We start from the raw sequence: 16,211 nt of genomic DNA, 5'->3' as shown, positions 1-16,211 counted from the left end.
TAACCCTTAAACTCTTTAAAACTTAAATCGTGCAACTTGCACTAAAATAACTATCCAACCAATAATAAAACACAGTCCACCTAGAGGTGTAATTGGGCCCAGCCACTTTAAGCCGGTTAAAGCCAGTAAATATAAGCTGCCACTGAATAACAGTGTACCCGCTATAAAAAAACCACCTGCCATGCTTAAGTTAATGCCCCACTTTATTAAGATTGCCACTGCAATCAGTGCCAGCCCATGTACCATTTGATACTCGGCGGCGGTTTTAAAAATACCAATAGCATAATCTGATAAGCGACTTTTTAAACCATGGGCAGCAAATGCGCCCAGTATCACTGAAAGCATACAAAAAAAGCTGCCTGCGAGTAAAAATAGTTTAATCATGTTTTTCCTCTTTTACATTCTCAATGGTGCTTTTGATAAAGTTAGCCGCCTTCATTGCTGCAACATTCAGGTTTTGTTGCTCAGTTATACCACTTTTTTTACGTGGTTTTAGTGAGTGGTCACCATCAGTTAACCATATATACTGCGGCTGTTTTGGCATTGCCATTGTGGCAAGCTCTTCACGGGTGCCAAAGGTGTCTCGTTCACCTTGTAGTACTAAAAAAGGACATGGTATGTCTGCAAAGTGATCTGTTCGGAGCTTTTCTGGCTTGCCCGGTGGATGAAACGGATAACCAAACGCAAGTACACCTAAAACAATATGCGAGGTTGAGCAAGCAAGCATAGACGCCATGCGCCCGCCCATTGATTTACCCCCTATAAATAGCGGTAAATTTGCATCAGCTTGAGTAAGTATATGCTCAAAATATGTAAGTAATTTTGGTGCTCGCTCTGGTGGGCGACGTTTATTGGTTTGTTTAGCAATTTGCATGTATTCAAAATCAAACAGCCCAACGTCAATACCATACTCACTGAGCTGTTTGGCCATGGTTTGCATAAACTCAGAATCACTGCCAGCCCCTGCACCATGCGCAAATATAAACTGTGCGATTGCAGGTTGCTGACTGCTTTTAACCCATTCAATGCTCATTAATATTCTTGCTCCTGCTCAACTAGGCTTAACATCCAATCTTTAAATGACACAATTTTACCTAATTCATTTTGCGACTCACGGATCACCAAATAATAGGCGTTTTTACTTTCTAAACTGTGATTAAACGGGATCACTAATCGACCTGCATCAATATCTGGTTTTGCTAAAACACTATTACCTATTGCAACACCTTGGCCATGTACCGCAGCTTGCAGCACCATAGATGAATGACTAAAAATAGGCCCTTGGTTAACTTGTACGTTGCGAACACCCGCGGTTTTCATCCAGGTTTTCCAGTTTTTACGAGTGGTGTCATGCAACAAGGTATGGTTTGCTAAATCACTTGGTTGATTAAGCGCTCTAGGGCCACTTAACAATAATGGGCTACACAGCGGCACTAAGTATTCAGTGTGCAATTTATAAGCTTGTACGCCACTCCAATGACCGCGACCATAATAAATTGAAATATCAACATCGTCTGTTAACGAGTTTTCGTCCTGATCTTGGGCTTTAATTCGCACATCAATTTCAGGGTGTAACTCGTTAAATAAGCTCAATCGAGGAATAAGCCATTGAATCGCAAAGCTCGGGGTTAAACTCACTGTTAGCGAGCCTTTTGCACCACGGGCTAGTAGCTTTTCGGTTGCGTCAATTAGCTGAGTAAAAATCTCTTTAATATCTAAAAAGTAGCCTTGACCTTCTTCGGTTAGAAGTAACGAGCGATTTTTACGCAAAAACAACTTTAACCCTAAGTGCTCTTCGAGGGTTTTAATTTGATGGCTTACCGCAGCCTGCGTCACATACAACTCTTCTGCGGCTTTAGTAAAGCTTAAATGACGGGCTGCAGCTTCAAAAGCTTTTAGCGCGTTTAATGGAGGAACTCGTCTTGACATGGCAACCAAGCTTAGAATTAGTTTTTCTTATGCGGTGAATTATATACCTATGCTGGGAAAGAGTATATTCAAGCCACAAAAAAAGCGACCGAAGTCGCTTTTTAATGAGTAAATCACTTTTTTATAAATCGCTAGCACTGGTATCAAGCGGAGCAAAGCTTTTGATTAAATCATCAACTGCTTTCATTTGCGATAAGTACCCTTCTAATTTACTCAGTGCTAATGCACAAGGGCCATCACATTTTGCTTCATTTGGATTTGGGTGTGCTTCAATAAATAAGCCTGCAATACCCAGTGCCATGCCACTACGAGCCAGTTCTGCTGCTTGAGCACGACGACCATCGGCAGAATCAGCTCGACCGCCAGGACGTTGTAGCGCATGAGTAGCGTCAAATATAACGGGCGCCATGGTTTTCATGTCATCCATGCCCAGCATATCAACCACTAGGTTGTTATAACCAAAGCTTGAACCACGTTCACACAAGGCCACATTATTATTGCCCGCTTCATTAAATTTAGTAATGATATGACGCATTTCATGTGGGGCTAAAAACTGTGGCTTTTTCACATTAATAATCGCGCCTGTTTTTGCCATTGCAACCACTAAGTCTGTTTGACGAGCTAAAAATGCCGGTAGCTGAATAACATCAACAACCTCTGCAACCGGTGCTGCTTGATGAGGTTCATGCACATCGGTGATCAGCGGAATATTAAAGGTATTTTTAATCTCTTCAAATATCTTTAAGCCTTCTTCCATGCCCGGACCACGGTAAGAATTGATTGACGAGCGATTGGCTTTATCAAATGACGCCTTAAATACATAAGGAATATTTAATTTAGTGGTCACTTCAACATAATGCTCGGCAATACGCATCGCTAAATCACGAGATTCCAGCACATTCATGCCACCAAATAAAACGAAAGGTTTATCATTTGCCAGTTCTATTTGATTAATATTTATAACTTGGTTGTTCATTTTAATTCCTTATGGTGCAACTGCTTGCATCATTAATCCACAAATATACGCCATATATGTACCTACACCATAGCCTAGTACTGCTAATAAAACGCCTACCGGTGCCAGTGATGGATGAAACGCAGCGGCGACAACAGGGGCCGAGGCCGCGCCACCTACATTGGCCTGAGAGCCAACAGCCATGTAAAATAACGGCGCTTTAATTAGTTTAGCAACAATCAGCATTAAGCTGGCGTGAGTTAGCATCCAAATTGCACCAAGCACAAAATACATTGGTGAATCAAAAATCGCCATCACATTCATATGCAGGCCAATTGATGCTACTAAGATATATAAAAATGCTGATGCCACTTTAGACGAGCCAAAGGCTTCGATATGACGCACTCTAGTGAACGATAAACTAATGCCTATAGTGGTCGATATAACAATAAGCCAAAAGAACTTACTATTTAAACTGTATTCTTTTGCCCATGCATAGTTATTGGCAAAGAACGGTCCTAAAATATCAGCACAAAAATGTGCTAAACCAGTAATACCAAAGGCAATAGCAATAATCATCATGTAATCATTCAGCGTTGGCATACGGGCATGCTCTGCATGGTATTTTTCAACACGCTGTTTTAAATCTTCAATCGCAGTGGTATCGGCCCCCGCTTTGGCATCAATCGCTTTATGGTTAGCCGCCATTAATAATAATACCGCCATCCATAAATTAGCCACAATCACATCAACAGTAACCATAGCAGAGAAAATATCACCGCCAACTTCAAACATCTCTTTCATAGACGCTTGGTTTGCGCCGCCGCCAATCCAGCTGCCTGCAATAGTTGTCATACCGCGCCAAACCGCATCTGGGCCATGTCCGCCCACTGCTTCAGGGTAGACGGCACTCATGATTAAAATAGCTAATGGGCCACCAATCACAATACCTGCGGTGCCCGTTAAGAACATAATTAATGCTTTAGGGCCTAGATTAATAATCGCTCTTAAATCAATGCTAATAGTTAGTAAGATTAAACACGCAGGTAATAAATACCGCGAGGCAACGTAATACACACTCGATTGCGAGCCATCAACAATACCAAAGGTATTTAGCAACGATGGTAAAAAATAGCACAGCAATAGTGCAGGCACATATTTGTATAATGCGACCAGCACTGGGCGCTGACTTGACGAGGTTTTAAAAATAAAGCCTAAAATAATCGCCAGTAAACCTAGTACAACAGCATCATTGGTGATCAAGGCAGTTTGGGGATCAGCCATAACGTTTCCTATTTTTATTTTTAATGGTGGGTTTTATGATTATCTTCAAGTTCTTCGATTTGATGTTGGATGACTTCAATAGCAGGGTCGTCGGGACATTCATCAACAAAAAATTGTAAATCATCTCGGGCCATTTTAGGGCAACCCAGCTGATTTAGTAAATAGCCTCTGTCGCGTCGCTCATAGGGATCATCCCCTAGCATTTCCATTAACAAATCAACGCAAGTTAACGCATGACCAAATTTGTTCTCACTAATAAAAGACCATTTTTGTTGCGCTAAAAATAATTTATATACTTCGTCTTCAAAAATAAGCTCAAGAGGCTCTTGCTCTTGTGCATTATCTTCGTTGGTATTTTCAGGAATGATATACCAGCTTTGTTGACCACTACTTGGCTCAACAATGTACCCTTCATCATCGCTCATTGCGACGTGAATGCCCACTTCGCCTTGAGTTATGCTTACACTAGCATCAAGTTTTGCATGCTGTAAAAAGTGGCATAACAAAATAGCTAAGGTCGTGGGTGTTCCACTGCGCATAGATAAGGTGTAGCTAATACTGTTTAGCTTGTACTCAGGTACTTTAAGGCTTGACGCACTAAATAACCACTGACTGTAAAAGCAATCAAGTAGTTGTTCTAAACGATCATGTGCATCGCGTGTTTGCGAACAAATAGTCTCTATTTGTTGCTCAAACGCAGTCAATATTTCAAGACTTGGTGTTAAGTCTATTTGAGGGTCCCATTTAGCTTCTGCTTTAATACAACGATATATTGCCGGTGGCAAAAAATCATCGTAGGCATCTTCTATATAAGATTCATCGTGTTCATCAAACCCGAGGGTGGTCATTCATACTACAACATTCTAGAAAACGAACACGTAGTTTACCTAATTTTAAGGTTAGATACCAATAATCAGAAATGAAATAAAGAGGCAAGCTTTACACCTGTAGTGTAAAGCTTAAGCAAGTATTGTTAATTACAACAATAGCGGGGCTTTGGCGGTTGCTAAAAAGCCAATAGCTAAGATAACCGCAGTGTTAAACACTAAAAACATAACTTTAGGTAATGTTGTGGTTTGCTTCGCACTAATAATCCCAACGGCGATATAAACAACCACCAATACAATTTTTTCTAATAGCCAAAGTTGCTCTAACGGGTTTATTTTAGCCATGGCCATTAAAGTAATAGCCGAGATGATTAGTAAGGTATCTATACTGTGGCTACCAATGAAAACCACTTTATTTTTAGCAAGGCTGCCACTGCCCATGCGCGAAAAAGAACGTACGTAAAATAAAATAATACTCACTAGCGCAATCGCCATGTGCGTATGTTTTAATGCTAAATAATCCATGTGTATTGTTACTTCTGTTTAGTTATGTGTTTTATCAGGAAAGCGTAAAATTACCGCTTCAAGTTCTTCAAGTTTATCATTGAATACATCAACAAGTTTAGGATCAAAATGCGTACCTTTGTTTGCATTGATCTCAGCAACGGCTTCTTCAAGTGTCCACGCACCTTTATAACAACGTTTATGACGCAGTGCATCATACACATCGGCCAATGCCACTATGCGAGCAAAAATATCGATACTCTCGCCTTTTAAGCCGCAAGGGTAACCAGACCCATCCCATTTTTCGTGATGTTGCTGTGCAATTAAGGCCCCTGCACTGACTATTTTACGCGGTGAATCTTTTAAAATGGCGTAGCCTTTGCCTGCATGGGTTTTCATAACTTCCCACTCATCACAGTTTAATTTACCGGGTTTATTTAAAATAGCATCCGGAATACCTATTTTACCCACATCATGTAGAGGCGAGGCAAAGCGAATTAAATTCGCTTGCTCTTCAGATAATCCATACGCTAATGCCAGTTCATAACAAATATAAGCAACCCGTTTTACATGATTACCCGTTTCACATGAACGCTGTTCAACTGCTTCGCTTAAACGATAGACAAGTTCTTGCTGGGTGGCTTCAACTTCAGTGTGTAATTGTACATTTTCAAATGCCAACTGCACATTTTGAGAAAAAATTTCGATTAGATTTCGTTGCGTATCTGTCAGTTTTGATGGCACACCGGATACAAATAACATCGAATTATGATTAAATTTACTACTACAATAGGCAAACAAATAGTCATCTTTATAAACAATTGCTTTGTTAGCTAGGGCTTCTTGGCACGCTAAGAGTTGATCTGCTGCTAATACTGTTTCTAGCTCTTCCCCTTCGCGCTTAGCAAAATCACCAGTGCCAGAGCAAACAATCAGTTTTTTATTTAATTCCTCTGACGGATTTTGCGCAACTAAGGTAGTGGCATACATAGCTTCGTCGGCCACATTAAGCAAGGAGGTTAGCTGCTGCATCACCCCTTCAATAAAGTTATCCATTGAATGAGTTGCAAAAATATTGCGAGAGGCGGTTATTATTTTTTCCAGCCCCTCACGTGACTGCTCAATAGAAATAATATCGCGATACGAACGAAGACTAGCCATCATCACGGTGAATAGTTTTTGTGCGGTGAGTTCTGTTTTAGATTTGTAGTCATTTATGTCGTAATTGACAATGACTTGACGCTCAGGGGCTTGACCTGGTTGCCCAGTGCGTAAAATGATACGAATGTAATTATTTTTAACGGTATTGCGTATGTATTTCGCGACTTGCAAACCAGCGTCGTCAGTTTCCATAACAACATCGAGTAGGATGATGGCTGCATCTGGGTGCTCATCAATTAACTTTTTTGCTTCTGCACCTGAATATGCGCTAATAAATTCCAACCGTTTATCTTGGAACTTAAAGTCACTCAATGCTAAACGGGTAACAGCATGAACCTCTGGCTCATCATCAACTATTAAAACTTTCCATGTTCCTTGCTCTTCACTTGCTACTTCAGGTGGTTGTTCATTTGAAAATAAAAAATCTTCCATCACATAGAATTCCTTAAACCATATGCAAACAAACAACGGAGCTACTATAAATAATTTAGGGCCATTGTCCGAACGTTACGCGGTCGTTATTACCAAGATCTTTCACTGTGCTTACATTTATAAACGCCATTTGATTGAAAATATGACGCACAGCTGCACTTTGCTCAAATCCGTGTTCAATTAAAAGATAGCCACTTGCGTGTAAATAGTCACGTGATTGTGTAATTATTTGTTTAATATCAGCCATTCCTGCATCATCTGCGACTAATGCAGACAAAGGTTCAAAGCGCACGTCGCCTTGATGTAAGTGAACATCGTCATGTTCTATATAGGGTGGATTGGTTACAATTAGATCAAATTTTTTGTTTTTTAACGCACTGAACCAGTTACTCTGCTCAACAGTCACATTATTAATAGCTAATCGCTGTTGGTTGCGCTTTGCCAACGCTACCGCATCATCAATACGATCAACAGCAATAATATCCCATGAGGGCATTTCGCTCCCAAGTGCCAGTGCTATAGCCCCTGTGCCCGTGCCTAAATCAAGTACTTTCGCGTTTTTAGGCACTTCGCACTCAAGCGCAAGTTCAACTAAGGTTTCTGTATCAGGTCGAGGGATTAGCGTTGTTGGGTTCACTTCAAACTGCAAACTCCAAAATTCACGACAGCCGGTAATATGCGAAACAGGTTCGCCTTGTAAGCGACGTTCACAGGCACGTTGAAATGCCTGATACTGCTCATCTGTGAGCTGTTTTTCAGGCCAAGTAAATAAATAACTTCGTGGCTTTTGTAAAATATTGAGCAGTAAAACTTGTGCATCTAACTTTGCGCTATCACTACTTGATGCTAATAAATTAGCACCTGTAGCAATAGCGTTTTCAACAGAAGGGGTCACGATTAATCGTCGCCCATTGCTGCAAGTAAATCGGCTTGATGCTCTTGCATTAGTGGCTCAACAACGGCGCCTAAATCACCTGCTACCACTTCATTAAGACGATAAAGCGTTAAGTTAATACGGTGATCGGTAATACGACCTTGTGGATAGTTGTATGTACGAATACGCTCAGAACGATCGCCGCTACCAACTAAGTTACGACGTTCTGATGCTTCAGCAGCATGACGCTTTTCATCTTCAGCTTGCTGAAGGCGCGCAGCCAATACCGACATCGCTTTAGCACGGTTTTTATGCTGAGAGCGCTCGTCTTGACACTCAACCACTACACCCGTAGGTAAATGGGTAATACGAATGGCAGAGTCGGTTTTATTTACGTGCTGACCACCTGCTCCCGACGCTCTAAAAGTATCAACTTTAATATCGGCAGTATTGATTTCGATGGCTTCTGCTTCTGGTACTTCAGCCATAACAGCTACAGTACATGCTGAGGTATGTACACGGCCTTGAGACTCAGTTTCAGGGACACGTTGTACACGGTGAACGCCTGATTCAAATTTTAATTGCCCGTAAACACCTTCACCGCTGATGTTAGCAATTACTTCTTTGTAACCACCGTGCTCACCTTCGTTGGTGGTAACAACCTCTACTTTCCATTTTTTTGTTTCTGCGTAACGGCTGTACATTCTGAATAAGTCGCCAGCAAAAATAGCAGCTTCATCGCCCCCTGTTCCTGCACGAACCTCTAAAAATACATTGTTGTTGTCTCTCGGATCTTTAGGCAGCATCAGAACTTGAATGTCATCTTCTAAAGTCGAAATCTGAGCTTTTGCTTCTTTGTATTCTTCTTGTGCCATTTCACGCATTTCAGGATCTGAATCTTTAAGCATTTCTTCAGCACTGCTCAAATCCTCTTGTGCTTGCTGGTACGCTAAAAATGTTTTTACCACTTCTTCAAGCTCAGAGTATTCTTTTGAAAGAGTACGAAAGCGGTTTTGATCACTAATGACCGATGGGTCACTTAGTAGCGCTTGTACTTCTTCATAGCGCTCAACTAAGGTTTCTAATTTACGATAAACGGACTCTTTCATTTAACTGTTATTCCTGATCTATACCTAACATTTTTTTCAATTGATTTAACTGAGCCACTTCACCTTTTTTCGCTGCATCTTGGATGGCACGGGTAGGCGCGTGCATTAAGCGATTGGTTAATTTATTGGCTAGCTCTAAAATTACTTTTTCTGCACTTTTACCTGTATTTAGCTGGCTTAGGGCCCTATCTACAAGTTCTGCTTTTGTAGTTTGTACATCATTACGGTAGTGGCGAATTAAATCCACTGAATCAAGTGAACGCAGCCACATAAAAAACTCTTTGGTGCGTTCACTAATAATAATTTGTGCTTGTTCTGCCGCTTGCTCACGTGCAGCCATGTTTTCGCTAACAATGGCTTGTAAGTCATCAACGGAATATAAATAAGCGTCGTCAAGCTCTCCGACTTGGCTTTCAATATCGCGTGGTACAGCAATATCTATAAAAAGCATAGGCTTATAACGACGTTGTTTCAGTGCTTGTTCCACCACCCCTTTACCAATAATAGGCAAAGTACTGGCGGTGGAGCTAATAACAATATCGGCTTGGTGTAATCGTTCTGGTAATTGTGCCAAGGCAATAACATCTGCTGATACTTCATCCGCTAAGCCGCGAGCGCGTTCTATTGTTCTATTTGCTACCGTTATTTTTTGTGGCTCATTTTGGTATAAATGTTTTGCTACCAGCTCAATGGTTTCACCAGCACCAATTAATAGCACCTTGGTTTTGTCTAATTTGCCATAAATATGCTTTGCAAGATTAACCGCAGCAAACGCAACCGAGACTGCACTTGCACCAATGTTAGTTTCGGTGCGTACTTCTTTTGCCACTGAAAAGGTTTTTTGAAACAACCGATCAAAAGTTACACCCACCGCATCGTGGGTTTTAGCGCTGTTATACGCTTGCTTTATTTGTCCTAAAATCTGTGGTTCACCTAATACCAGCGAATCAAGCCCGCAGGCTACACGCATTAAATGGTTTATTGCTGCGCTGTCTTCATAACAGTAGATGTTTTTACTCAGTTCATGTTCATCTAAACCATGGAAACTGGCTAACCATTGCAACAATGTTTGGGAATTTTGTTGCGCAAGGCTACAATACACTTCAGTGCGATTACAGGTAGATACAATAACCGCTTCATTAAAGTCGGCATGACCACTTAATTGCTGTAGCGCCTCTGAAATTTGCTCAGGCGAAAAGGCCACTTTTTCTCGTAAATCTACGGATGCGGTTTTGTGATTAATACCAAGTGCTATTATGGTCATATCTGCCAAATATTGCTGAGCCCTACTACATAGGCGGCAATTTTATCAAAAATCTCAGGAATATGGAAAGTAAGGAACAACATTTGACTCGACAATATTTTATTTTAACCCTGTTATTTATTTTTTTAACGGGCTGCGCTAATAAAAACAACTACAATACAAAAACTTACGAAGACTGGAAGTTACGTCTTAGTACACAAAAAACTTGGCAGGTGGAAGGTAAATTAGCGTTTATTAGCCCTGATGAGCGCCAATCTGCTAACTTAAATTGGCAACAAACACAAAATAGTAATCATTTAGTGTTAACCACATTTATTGGCACCCGAATTTTATCGCTCAAACAAACCGCAGTGGGGGCTGAATTAATATTTGATGATCAACAGTTTTTTGATACTAATGCGAGTAAACTTTTACAACGCTTAACGGGGTTTACTTTACCGGTAAATAACGCCGGTCAGTGGTTAAAAGCCACTATTGACGATCAAACCTTAGAAGTCGATCAATTAGGCCGTGCTAAAAGCGTGTTATGGTTTGATGACGCTGGCAAAAAATGGCAAATAAACTACACCAGTTACATACAAAAACACGGTTTTTGGTTACCTAACGCGCTAACCTTAACCCATCAAAAGATTAAAATTAAAATCAAACTCTACGATTGGCAGTTTAACTAATTATGAATACTCCCTTTGAACTTTCGCTGATTGCGCCGGCGAAGCTAAATTTATTTTTACATATTAATGGTCGCCGTGATGATGGCTATCATGAATTAGAAACCCTGTTTACATTTTTAAACTATGGCGACGAGCTCCATTTTACGCTTACTAATGATAAAAATATTAGTATTAGCGGTGACACTCATGGCATTGCGCTAACTGACAACTTAATTTATAAAGCAGCTTTATTATTGCAAACTCAGTGTAAAGTGAATTTAGGTGCAAAAATAAATTTAACTAAACGTTTGCCTATGGGCGGAGGTGTTGGTGGTGGTTCTTCCGATGCTGCGTCAACACTTTTAGCGCTTAACACACTGTGGAATACCGCTCTTACACTAGATGAACTTGCAGATTTAGGCTTGAATCTCGGTGCAGACGTACCTGTATTCATTAAAGGTAAAAGTGCCATAGCACATGGCATTGGCGAGCAATTAGAGTATGTTAAATTGCCACAAAAATGGTACTGCGTTGTTTTTCCAAACCAGCATGTCAGTACTGCACAAATATTTACTCACCCCGATTTAAAACGTGACACGCCGAAACTTTTAGGTGACTGGCAACAACAGGTTTTGACTAACGATTGTGAGCCTTTAGTGAAAAAGCTGTGTCCCGAGGTTGAAAAAACCCTGCAGTGGTTGCTAAAATACGCCCCATCAAAGATGACCGGAACAGGTTCATGTTGTTTTGTTGAATTTGCTAGTCAAGTTCAAGCACAAGATGTACTTGCTAACCTCCCCCATACTTGGCAGGGGTTTATCGCATCAAGCGTTAATACTTCTCCTGCTCACACGGAGTTAGCCGCCATCATTGATAAATGAAGTAACGTACAAGTAATCATAAGTTAACCTACTTTGTTCATTCAATGTAAGTTAGTCCAAAAATTCAGTGCCTGAGGAACCCTACCGTGCCTGACATGAAGCTCTTCGCTGGTAACGCAACACCTGACCTAGCTCAAAAAGTTGCAAAACGTTTATATATTGAATTAGGCGATGCTGTTGTTGGCCGTTTTAGTGACGGTGAGATCAGTGTTCAAATTAATGAAAATGTTCGTGGCTCGGATGTTTTTATCTTACAATCAACCTGTGCCCCTACTAACGATAACCTGATGGAACTTATCGTTATGGTTGATGCGCTACGCCGTGCATCTGCCGGTCGTATCACTGCTGTTATTCCTTATTTTGGTTATGCTCGTCAAGATCGTCGTGTACGTTCTGCGCGTGTGCCAATTACAGCTAAAGTGGTTGCGGATTTCTTATCAAGTGTAGGTGTTGACCGCGTTCTTACGGTTGATTTACATGCTGAGCAAATCCAAGGCTTCTTCGATGTACCAGTAGATAACGTATTTGGCAGCCCGGTATTATTAGAAGATATGAAAAACCGCGACTTTGATGACGTGGTTGTTGTATCACCTGATATTGGTGGTGTTGTACGTGCCCGTGCAATTGCAAAACTATTAAACGATACTGACCTAGCTATTATTGATAAACGTCGCCCTCAAGCTAACGTTTCTCAAGTAATGCATATTATTGGTGACGTTGAAGGTCGTGATTGTATTATTGTTGATGACATGATTGATACCGGTGGTACATTGTGTAAAGCAGCTGAAGCTCTTAAAGAGCATGGTGCTAAACGTGTATTTGCTTACGCTACTCACCCTATTCTTTCTGGTACAGCTGCAGAAAACTTACGTAACTCTGTGATTGATGAAGTGATTGTAACTGACTCAATTCCACTGTCTGACGAACTAAAAGCGCTTGATATTGTTAAAGTATTAACACTTGCAGATATGTTAGCAGAGACTATTCGTCGCATTAGCAACGAAGAATCTATCTCGGCAATGTTTGAACATTAAAGTTAAACATTAATGAGTATAAAAGCGCCTTTTGGCGCTTTTTTTGTAGGTGATGTTTATTTTATAAACCCGCAGTGGTATGATAGCGCGCCTTTTGGCTAGGGACCTTGGTCGCAAAGGCCCTAACACTTTTAATTATTGGAGACATCATGTCTAACACAACTTATACTTATGACGCTGAACTTCGCGTAGAAACTGGTACTGGTGCGAGCCGCCGCCTACGTCGCGAAGACAAAGTGCCGGCAATCCTTTATGGAGCTGATAAAGAAGCTTTATCGCTTACTTTTGAACATAAAGATATGATTAAAGCACAAGAAGACGAAGGCTTTTACACTCACATCCTTACATTAAATGTAGGTGGCGAGAAAGTTGAAGCTATCTTAAAAGATATCCAACGTCACCCTTTCAAGCCTAAGCTTACTCACCTTGATTTCCAACGTGTAGACGCAACTCACAAACTAGTAACTAAGGTTCCTTTACACTTCATCGGTGAAGATAAAGTAACTAAGTTAGGTGCAACTGTTGTTCACCAGTTAACTGAAGTTGAGATTTCTTGTCTTCCTAAGTCACTTCCAGAATTCATCGAAGTAGACGTATCTGATCTTGTAGCTGGTGATTCAATCCACCTTACAGATCTTGCGTTCCCTAAAGGTGTTCAATCTGTTGAGCTTGGTAAAGGCGAAGGCCACGATCAGTCTATCGTTACTATCAAAGCTAACAAAGCAGCTCCAACTGAAGACGACGCTTCAGACGCTGCAGAATAATATTTAAGGTCTCGCACCTTGAATTCTATTCAAATGCTTGTGGGCCTGGCTAATCCAGGCCCCGAATACGCAAATACACGCCACAACGCAGGTGCTTGGTTCATTCAAGAACTCGCTGCACGCTACAACTGCACGCTAAAACACGACCCTAAATATCACGGCCTTACTGGCAAAGTGATTATTCAAGGCAAAGAATTCAAATTACTGATCCCCACCACTTACATGAACTTAAGTGGCAAAGCGGTGAGTAGTTTAGCCAATTTTTTTAAAATCCCAGTGGAAGACATACTTGTCGCCCATGATGAATTGGATTTAGACCCAGGCGTTGCCAAATTAAAAAAAGGCGGCGGACATGGCGGTCATAATGGCTTAAAAGACATTATTGCAAAAATGGCAAATCAAAAAGACTTTATGCGCTTACGCATAGGTGTTGGTCATCCAGGACATCGTGAAATGGTCACCGGTTGGGTGCTTGGAAAAGCAGCCAAGGAAGATCAGGAAAAAATGGATGCCGCAGTTGATGAAGCAGTTCGTTGTATGGAAATACTTGCTAAAGACGGTGTGTTAAAAGCACAAAACAGACTACATTCGTTTAAACCCTAATTTTTAGGGGTATATGTACACACGTTTTAAACGAATCTAAACAAGGTATCTTACTATGGGTTTTAAATGTGGCATCGTTGGCTTGCCTAATGTTGGTAAATCAACACTTTTCAATGCATTGACTAAAGCGGGTATTGAAGCCGCTAACTTTCCTTTTTGTACCATTGAACCTAATACAGGTGTGGTACCGGTGCCAGATCCTCGCCTAGACGAACTTGCTAAAATTGTTAACCCACAACGTATTCTTACAACAAGTATGGAATTTGTGGATATTGCAGGTTTAGTTAAAGGTGCATCGAAAGGTGAAGGCCTAGGCAATCAGTTTTTAGCAAATATTCGTGAAACAGATGCGATTGGCCATGTAGTTCGCTGTTTTGAAGATGAAAACGTTATTCACGTAGCGGGTACTATTGACCCTGCGGACGACATTGACGTGATCAACACTGAGCTTGTGCTTGCTGATATGGACAGTGCTGATAAAGCAATTTTCCGTAATGCAAAAAAAGCAAAAGGCGGTGATAAAGACGCAAAAGAGCAAAATGCAGTACTTGAAAAAGTAAAAGTGCATCTTGATGAAGGCTTAACTTTACGTTCTTTAGCACTAACAAAAGAAGAAAAAGCAGCAATTGCGCCTATTAACTTCTTAACCATCAAACCAACGATGTATATTGCAAACGTAGCAGAAGATGGATTTGAAAATAACCCACTACTTGATCGTGTACGTGAAATAGCTGCCGCTGAAGATGCGGTTGTTGTGCCTGTGTGTGCTGCCATCGAGTCTGAGCTTTCTGAGCTTGAAGATGAAGACAAGTTAGAGTTTATGGCTGACCTTGGTCTTGAAGAGCCAGGGCTTAACCTTGTTATTCGTGGCGGTTATGAATTACTGCACTTACAAACCTACTTTACTGCGGGCGTAAAAGAAGTTCGCGCATGGACTATCCCTGTGGGTGCAACAGCGCCACAAGCTGCTGGAAAAATCCATACCGACTTTGAACGTGGCTTTATCCGTGCACAAACAATTGCTTTTGATGACTTTATTGCTTGTAAAGGCGAAAGCGGTGCAAAAGAAGCAGGTAAAATGCGCCAAGAAGGTAAAGAATACATTGTTAAAGATGGCGATGTAATGAACTTCTTATTCAACGTATAATTAAACACTGCGCCACCTTGAGTGGCTAATTGTTTTTAAAAGGCTCGTTTTTACGAGCCTTTTTACTTTTCAGCCGAATAAAAACAATAATTAGCTACTTTTACCATAAGCTCAGAATTGTAAAACAAAGCTATAATTACACTGCCACGCTGATAAAGAGTGTTAAAAAAGCAACGTTTTAATTAAAAAGTAGCCGGTTAGCCTATTTTTCCTGCAAACAAACCAACTTAAGTGTTTTTTTGCAAAAAAGGTGTTGACGAATTTGGGGCATATCAGCATAATACGCCCCGCACTCAGCGATGAAGTGCTAACAAAAAAGATGGCTAAGTAGCTCAGCTGGTTAGAGCACATCACTCATAATGATGGGGTCACAGGTTCAAATCCCGTCTTAGCCACCATTTCTTTTCTAGAAGTGGCTCTGCAAGAGTTAAATTGCAACTCAATGAAGAGTTTAAAATAACTACCATTTCTTTGATTAATTCAAAGTGATAATGCGGGAGTGGCGGAATTGGTAGACGCGCTGGATTTAGGTTCCAGTATCTTAGGATGTGAGAGTTCAAGTCTCTCCTTCCGCACCATATTCTTGATAAGAATTAAAATTATCAGCAATTTCTTAGTTGGGATATCGCCAAGCGGTAAGGCACCAGGTTTTGATCCTGGCATTCCCAGGTTCAAATCCTGGTATCCCAGCCAACAATGGCTAAGTAGCTCAGCTGGTTAGAGCACATCACTCATAATGATGGGGTCACAGGTTCAAATCCCGTCTTAGCCCCCATTTCTTTTCTTGCAGTTC

General features: G+C 40.9%; 17 protein-coding genes and 4 tRNA genes. 10 read left to right on the top strand and 11 right to left on the bottom strand.

Features of this window, described 5'->3' with window-relative positions; translation table 11 throughout:
• Nucleotides 1-15: 15 nt before the first annotated feature.
• The 11 genes from CWB75_RS16640 to hemA form a co-directional block, all read right to left on the bottom strand.
• Entirely contained in the window at nucleotides 16-384 is a 369-nt protein-coding gene (locus CWB75_RS16640; RefSeq protein ID WP_010388367.1) for a DUF423 domain-containing protein, read from the bottom strand.
• Nucleotides 377-1,033 (bottom strand): alpha/beta family hydrolase, encoded by a 657-nt coding sequence (locus CWB75_RS16635; RefSeq protein ID WP_138571240.1) that lies wholly within the window; start codon nucleotides 1,031-1,033, stop codon nucleotides 377-379. The genes CWB75_RS16640 and CWB75_RS16635 overlap by 8 nt, the downstream gene beginning before the upstream one ends.
• Nucleotides 1,033-1,929, bottom strand: a complete 897-nt coding sequence (locus CWB75_RS16630; RefSeq protein ID WP_008115185.1) for a transcriptional regulator GcvA — start codon at nucleotides 1,927-1,929, stop codon at nucleotides 1,033-1,035. The genes CWB75_RS16635 and CWB75_RS16630 overlap by 1 nt, the downstream gene beginning before the upstream one ends.
• Nucleotides 1,930-2,050: 121 nt before the next feature.
• On the bottom strand, nucleotides 2,051-2,905 hold the full coding sequence (gene kdsA, locus CWB75_RS16625) for a 3-deoxy-8-phosphooctulonate synthase (RefSeq protein WP_054202475.1): 855 nt from the start codon (nucleotides 2,903-2,905) through the stop codon (nucleotides 2,051-2,053).
• 9 nt (nucleotides 2,906-2,914) lie between these two features.
• A complete protein-coding gene (locus CWB75_RS16620) occupies nucleotides 2,915-4,168 on the bottom strand; it encodes a DUF819 family protein (protein WP_138571239.1) in 1,254 nt (417 codons plus the stop codon).
• A gap of 20 nt (nucleotides 4,169-4,188) precedes the next feature.
• On the bottom strand, nucleotides 4,189-5,016 hold the full coding sequence (locus tag CWB75_RS16615) for a tetratricopeptide repeat protein (RefSeq protein ID WP_010388352.1): 828 nt from the start codon (nucleotides 5,014-5,016) through the stop codon (nucleotides 4,189-4,191).
• 129 nt (nucleotides 5,017-5,145) lie between these two features.
• Nucleotides 5,146-5,520: a SirB2 family protein gene (locus CWB75_RS16610; RefSeq protein ID WP_055013325.1), complete on the bottom strand. Its 375-nt coding sequence runs from the start codon at nucleotides 5,518-5,520 to the stop codon at nucleotides 5,146-5,148.
• Between the two features lie 18 nt (nucleotides 5,521-5,538).
• Nucleotides 5,539-7,092 carry a DUF3369 domain-containing protein gene (locus tag CWB75_RS16605; protein ID WP_138571251.1) on the bottom strand — a complete coding sequence of 518 codons (1,554 nt, stop codon included), beginning with the start codon at nucleotides 7,090-7,092 and terminating at the stop codon, nucleotides 5,539-5,541.
• A gap of 55 nt (nucleotides 7,093-7,147) precedes the next feature.
• Nucleotides 7,148-7,987 (bottom strand): peptide chain release factor N(5)-glutamine methyltransferase, encoded by an 840-nt coding sequence (gene prmC / locus CWB75_RS16600; protein ID WP_138571238.1) that lies wholly within the window; start codon nucleotides 7,985-7,987, stop codon nucleotides 7,148-7,150.
• 2 nt (nucleotides 7,988-7,989) lie between these two features.
• A complete protein-coding gene (gene prfA, locus CWB75_RS16595) occupies nucleotides 7,990-9,075 on the bottom strand; it encodes a peptide chain release factor 1 (protein WP_010388346.1) in 1,086 nt (361 codons plus the stop codon).
• A gap of 7 nt (nucleotides 9,076-9,082) precedes the next feature.
• The gene (hemA, locus tag CWB75_RS16590; protein WP_010388345.1) at nucleotides 9,083-10,339 is read right to left on the bottom strand and encodes a glutamyl-tRNA reductase; all 1,257 of its coding nucleotides are present in this window, start codon (nucleotides 10,337-10,339) and stop codon (nucleotides 9,083-9,085) included.
• 83 nt (nucleotides 10,340-10,422) lie between these two features.
• On the opposite strand from hemA, the gene lolB reads away from it, so the two are divergent.
• The 10 genes from lolB to CWB75_RS16540 all read left to right on the top strand — a co-directional run bounded on the left by lolB (nucleotide 10,423) and on the right by CWB75_RS16540 (nucleotide 16,193).
• Nucleotides 10,423-11,010 (top strand): lipoprotein insertase outer membrane protein LolB, encoded by a 588-nt coding sequence (gene lolB, locus CWB75_RS16585; RefSeq protein ID WP_138571237.1) that lies wholly within the window; start codon nucleotides 10,423-10,425, stop codon nucleotides 11,008-11,010.
• A 2-nt stretch (nucleotides 11,011-11,012) separates the two neighbouring features.
• Nucleotides 11,013-11,870, top strand: a complete 858-nt coding sequence (ispE, locus tag CWB75_RS16580; protein WP_010388343.1) for a 4-(cytidine 5'-diphospho)-2-C-methyl-D-erythritol kinase — start codon at nucleotides 11,013-11,015, stop codon at nucleotides 11,868-11,870.
• 86 nt (nucleotides 11,871-11,956) lie between these two features.
• Complete coding sequence (locus tag CWB75_RS16575; protein ID WP_008115168.1) at nucleotides 11,957-12,904, top strand: ribose-phosphate pyrophosphokinase; 948 nt, start codon at nucleotides 11,957-11,959, stop codon at nucleotides 12,902-12,904.
• Between the two features lie 149 nt (nucleotides 12,905-13,053).
• Nucleotides 13,054-13,668, top strand: coding sequence for a 50S ribosomal protein L25/general stress protein Ctc (locus CWB75_RS16570; RefSeq protein WP_010388341.1), 615 nt, complete (start codon nucleotides 13,054-13,056; stop codon nucleotides 13,666-13,668).
• Nucleotides 13,669-13,686: 18 nt separating this feature from the next.
• Nucleotides 13,687-14,271 carry an aminoacyl-tRNA hydrolase gene (gene pth, locus CWB75_RS16565; RefSeq protein WP_008115166.1) on the top strand — a complete coding sequence of 195 codons (585 nt, stop codon included), beginning with the start codon at nucleotides 13,687-13,689 and terminating at the stop codon, nucleotides 14,269-14,271.
• 55 nt (nucleotides 14,272-14,326) lie between these two features.
• Nucleotides 14,327-15,418: a redox-regulated ATPase YchF gene (gene ychF, locus CWB75_RS16560; protein ID WP_008115165.1), complete on the top strand. Its 1,092-nt coding sequence runs from the start codon at nucleotides 14,327-14,329 to the stop codon at nucleotides 15,416-15,418.
• 321 nt (nucleotides 15,419-15,739) lie between these two features.
• Nucleotides 15,740-15,816, top strand: a tRNA-Met gene (locus CWB75_RS16555).
• A 95-nt stretch (nucleotides 15,817-15,911) separates the two neighbouring features.
• Nucleotides 15,912-15,996, top strand: a tRNA-Leu gene (locus CWB75_RS16550).
• A gap of 40 nt (nucleotides 15,997-16,036) precedes the next feature.
• A tRNA-Gln gene (locus CWB75_RS16545) sits at nucleotides 16,037-16,111 on the top strand.
• A gap of 5 nt (nucleotides 16,112-16,116) precedes the next feature.
• Nucleotides 16,117-16,193 (top strand) — tRNA-Met (locus CWB75_RS16540).
• Nucleotides 16,194-16,211 lie beyond the last annotated feature (18 nt).

It is taken from the genome of Pseudoalteromonas sp. S1608 (assembly GCF_005887265.1).
Taxonomy (GTDB): Bacteria; Pseudomonadota; Gammaproteobacteria; order Enterobacterales; family Alteromonadaceae; genus Pseudoalteromonas; species Pseudoalteromonas undina.
This window is presented reverse-complemented; position numbering and strand designations above follow the sequence as displayed.

Excerpts from the sequence above, each read along its gene's own strand:
- CWB75_RS16640 (WP_010388367.1), bottom strand. The coding sequence starts at position 384 with ATGATTAAACTATTTTTACTCGCAGGCAGCTTTTTTTGTATGCTTTCA.
- CWB75_RS16635 (WP_138571240.1), bottom strand. The coding sequence starts at position 1,033 with ATGAGCATTGAATGGGTTAAAAGCAGTCAGCAACCTGCAATCGCACAG.
- CWB75_RS16630 (WP_008115185.1), bottom strand. The coding sequence starts at position 1,929 with ATGTCAAGACGAGTTCCTCCATTAAACGCGCTAAAAGCTTTTGAAGCT.
- kdsA (WP_054202475.1), bottom strand. The coding sequence starts at position 2,905 with ATGAACAACCAAGTTATAAATATTAATCAAATAGAACTGGCAAATGAT.
- CWB75_RS16620 (WP_138571239.1), bottom strand. The coding sequence starts at position 4,168 with ATGGCTGATCCCCAAACTGCCTTGATCACCAATGATGCTGTTGTACTA.
- CWB75_RS16615 (WP_010388352.1), bottom strand. The coding sequence starts at position 5,016 with ATGACCACCCTCGGGTTTGATGAACACGATGAATCTTATATAGAAGAT.
- CWB75_RS16610 (WP_055013325.1), bottom strand. The coding sequence starts at position 5,520 with ATGGATTATTTAGCATTAAAACATACGCACATGGCGATTGCGCTAGTG.
- CWB75_RS16605 (WP_138571251.1), bottom strand. The coding sequence starts at position 7,092 with ATGGAAGATTTTTTATTTTCAAATGAACAACCACCTGAAGTAGCAAGT.
- prfA (WP_010388346.1), bottom strand. The coding sequence starts at position 9,075 with ATGAAAGAGTCCGTTTATCGTAAATTAGAAACCTTAGTTGAGCGCTAT.
- hemA (WP_010388345.1), bottom strand. The coding sequence starts at position 10,339 with ATGACCATAATAGCACTTGGTATTAATCACAAAACCGCATCCGTAGAT.
- ispE (WP_010388343.1), top strand. The coding sequence starts at position 11,013 with ATGAATACTCCCTTTGAACTTTCGCTGATTGCGCCGGCGAAGCTAAAT.
- CWB75_RS16570 (WP_010388341.1), top strand. The coding sequence starts at position 13,054 with ATGTCTAACACAACTTATACTTATGACGCTGAACTTCGCGTAGAAACT.
- ychF (WP_008115165.1), top strand. The coding sequence starts at position 14,327 with ATGGGTTTTAAATGTGGCATCGTTGGCTTGCCTAATGTTGGTAAATCA.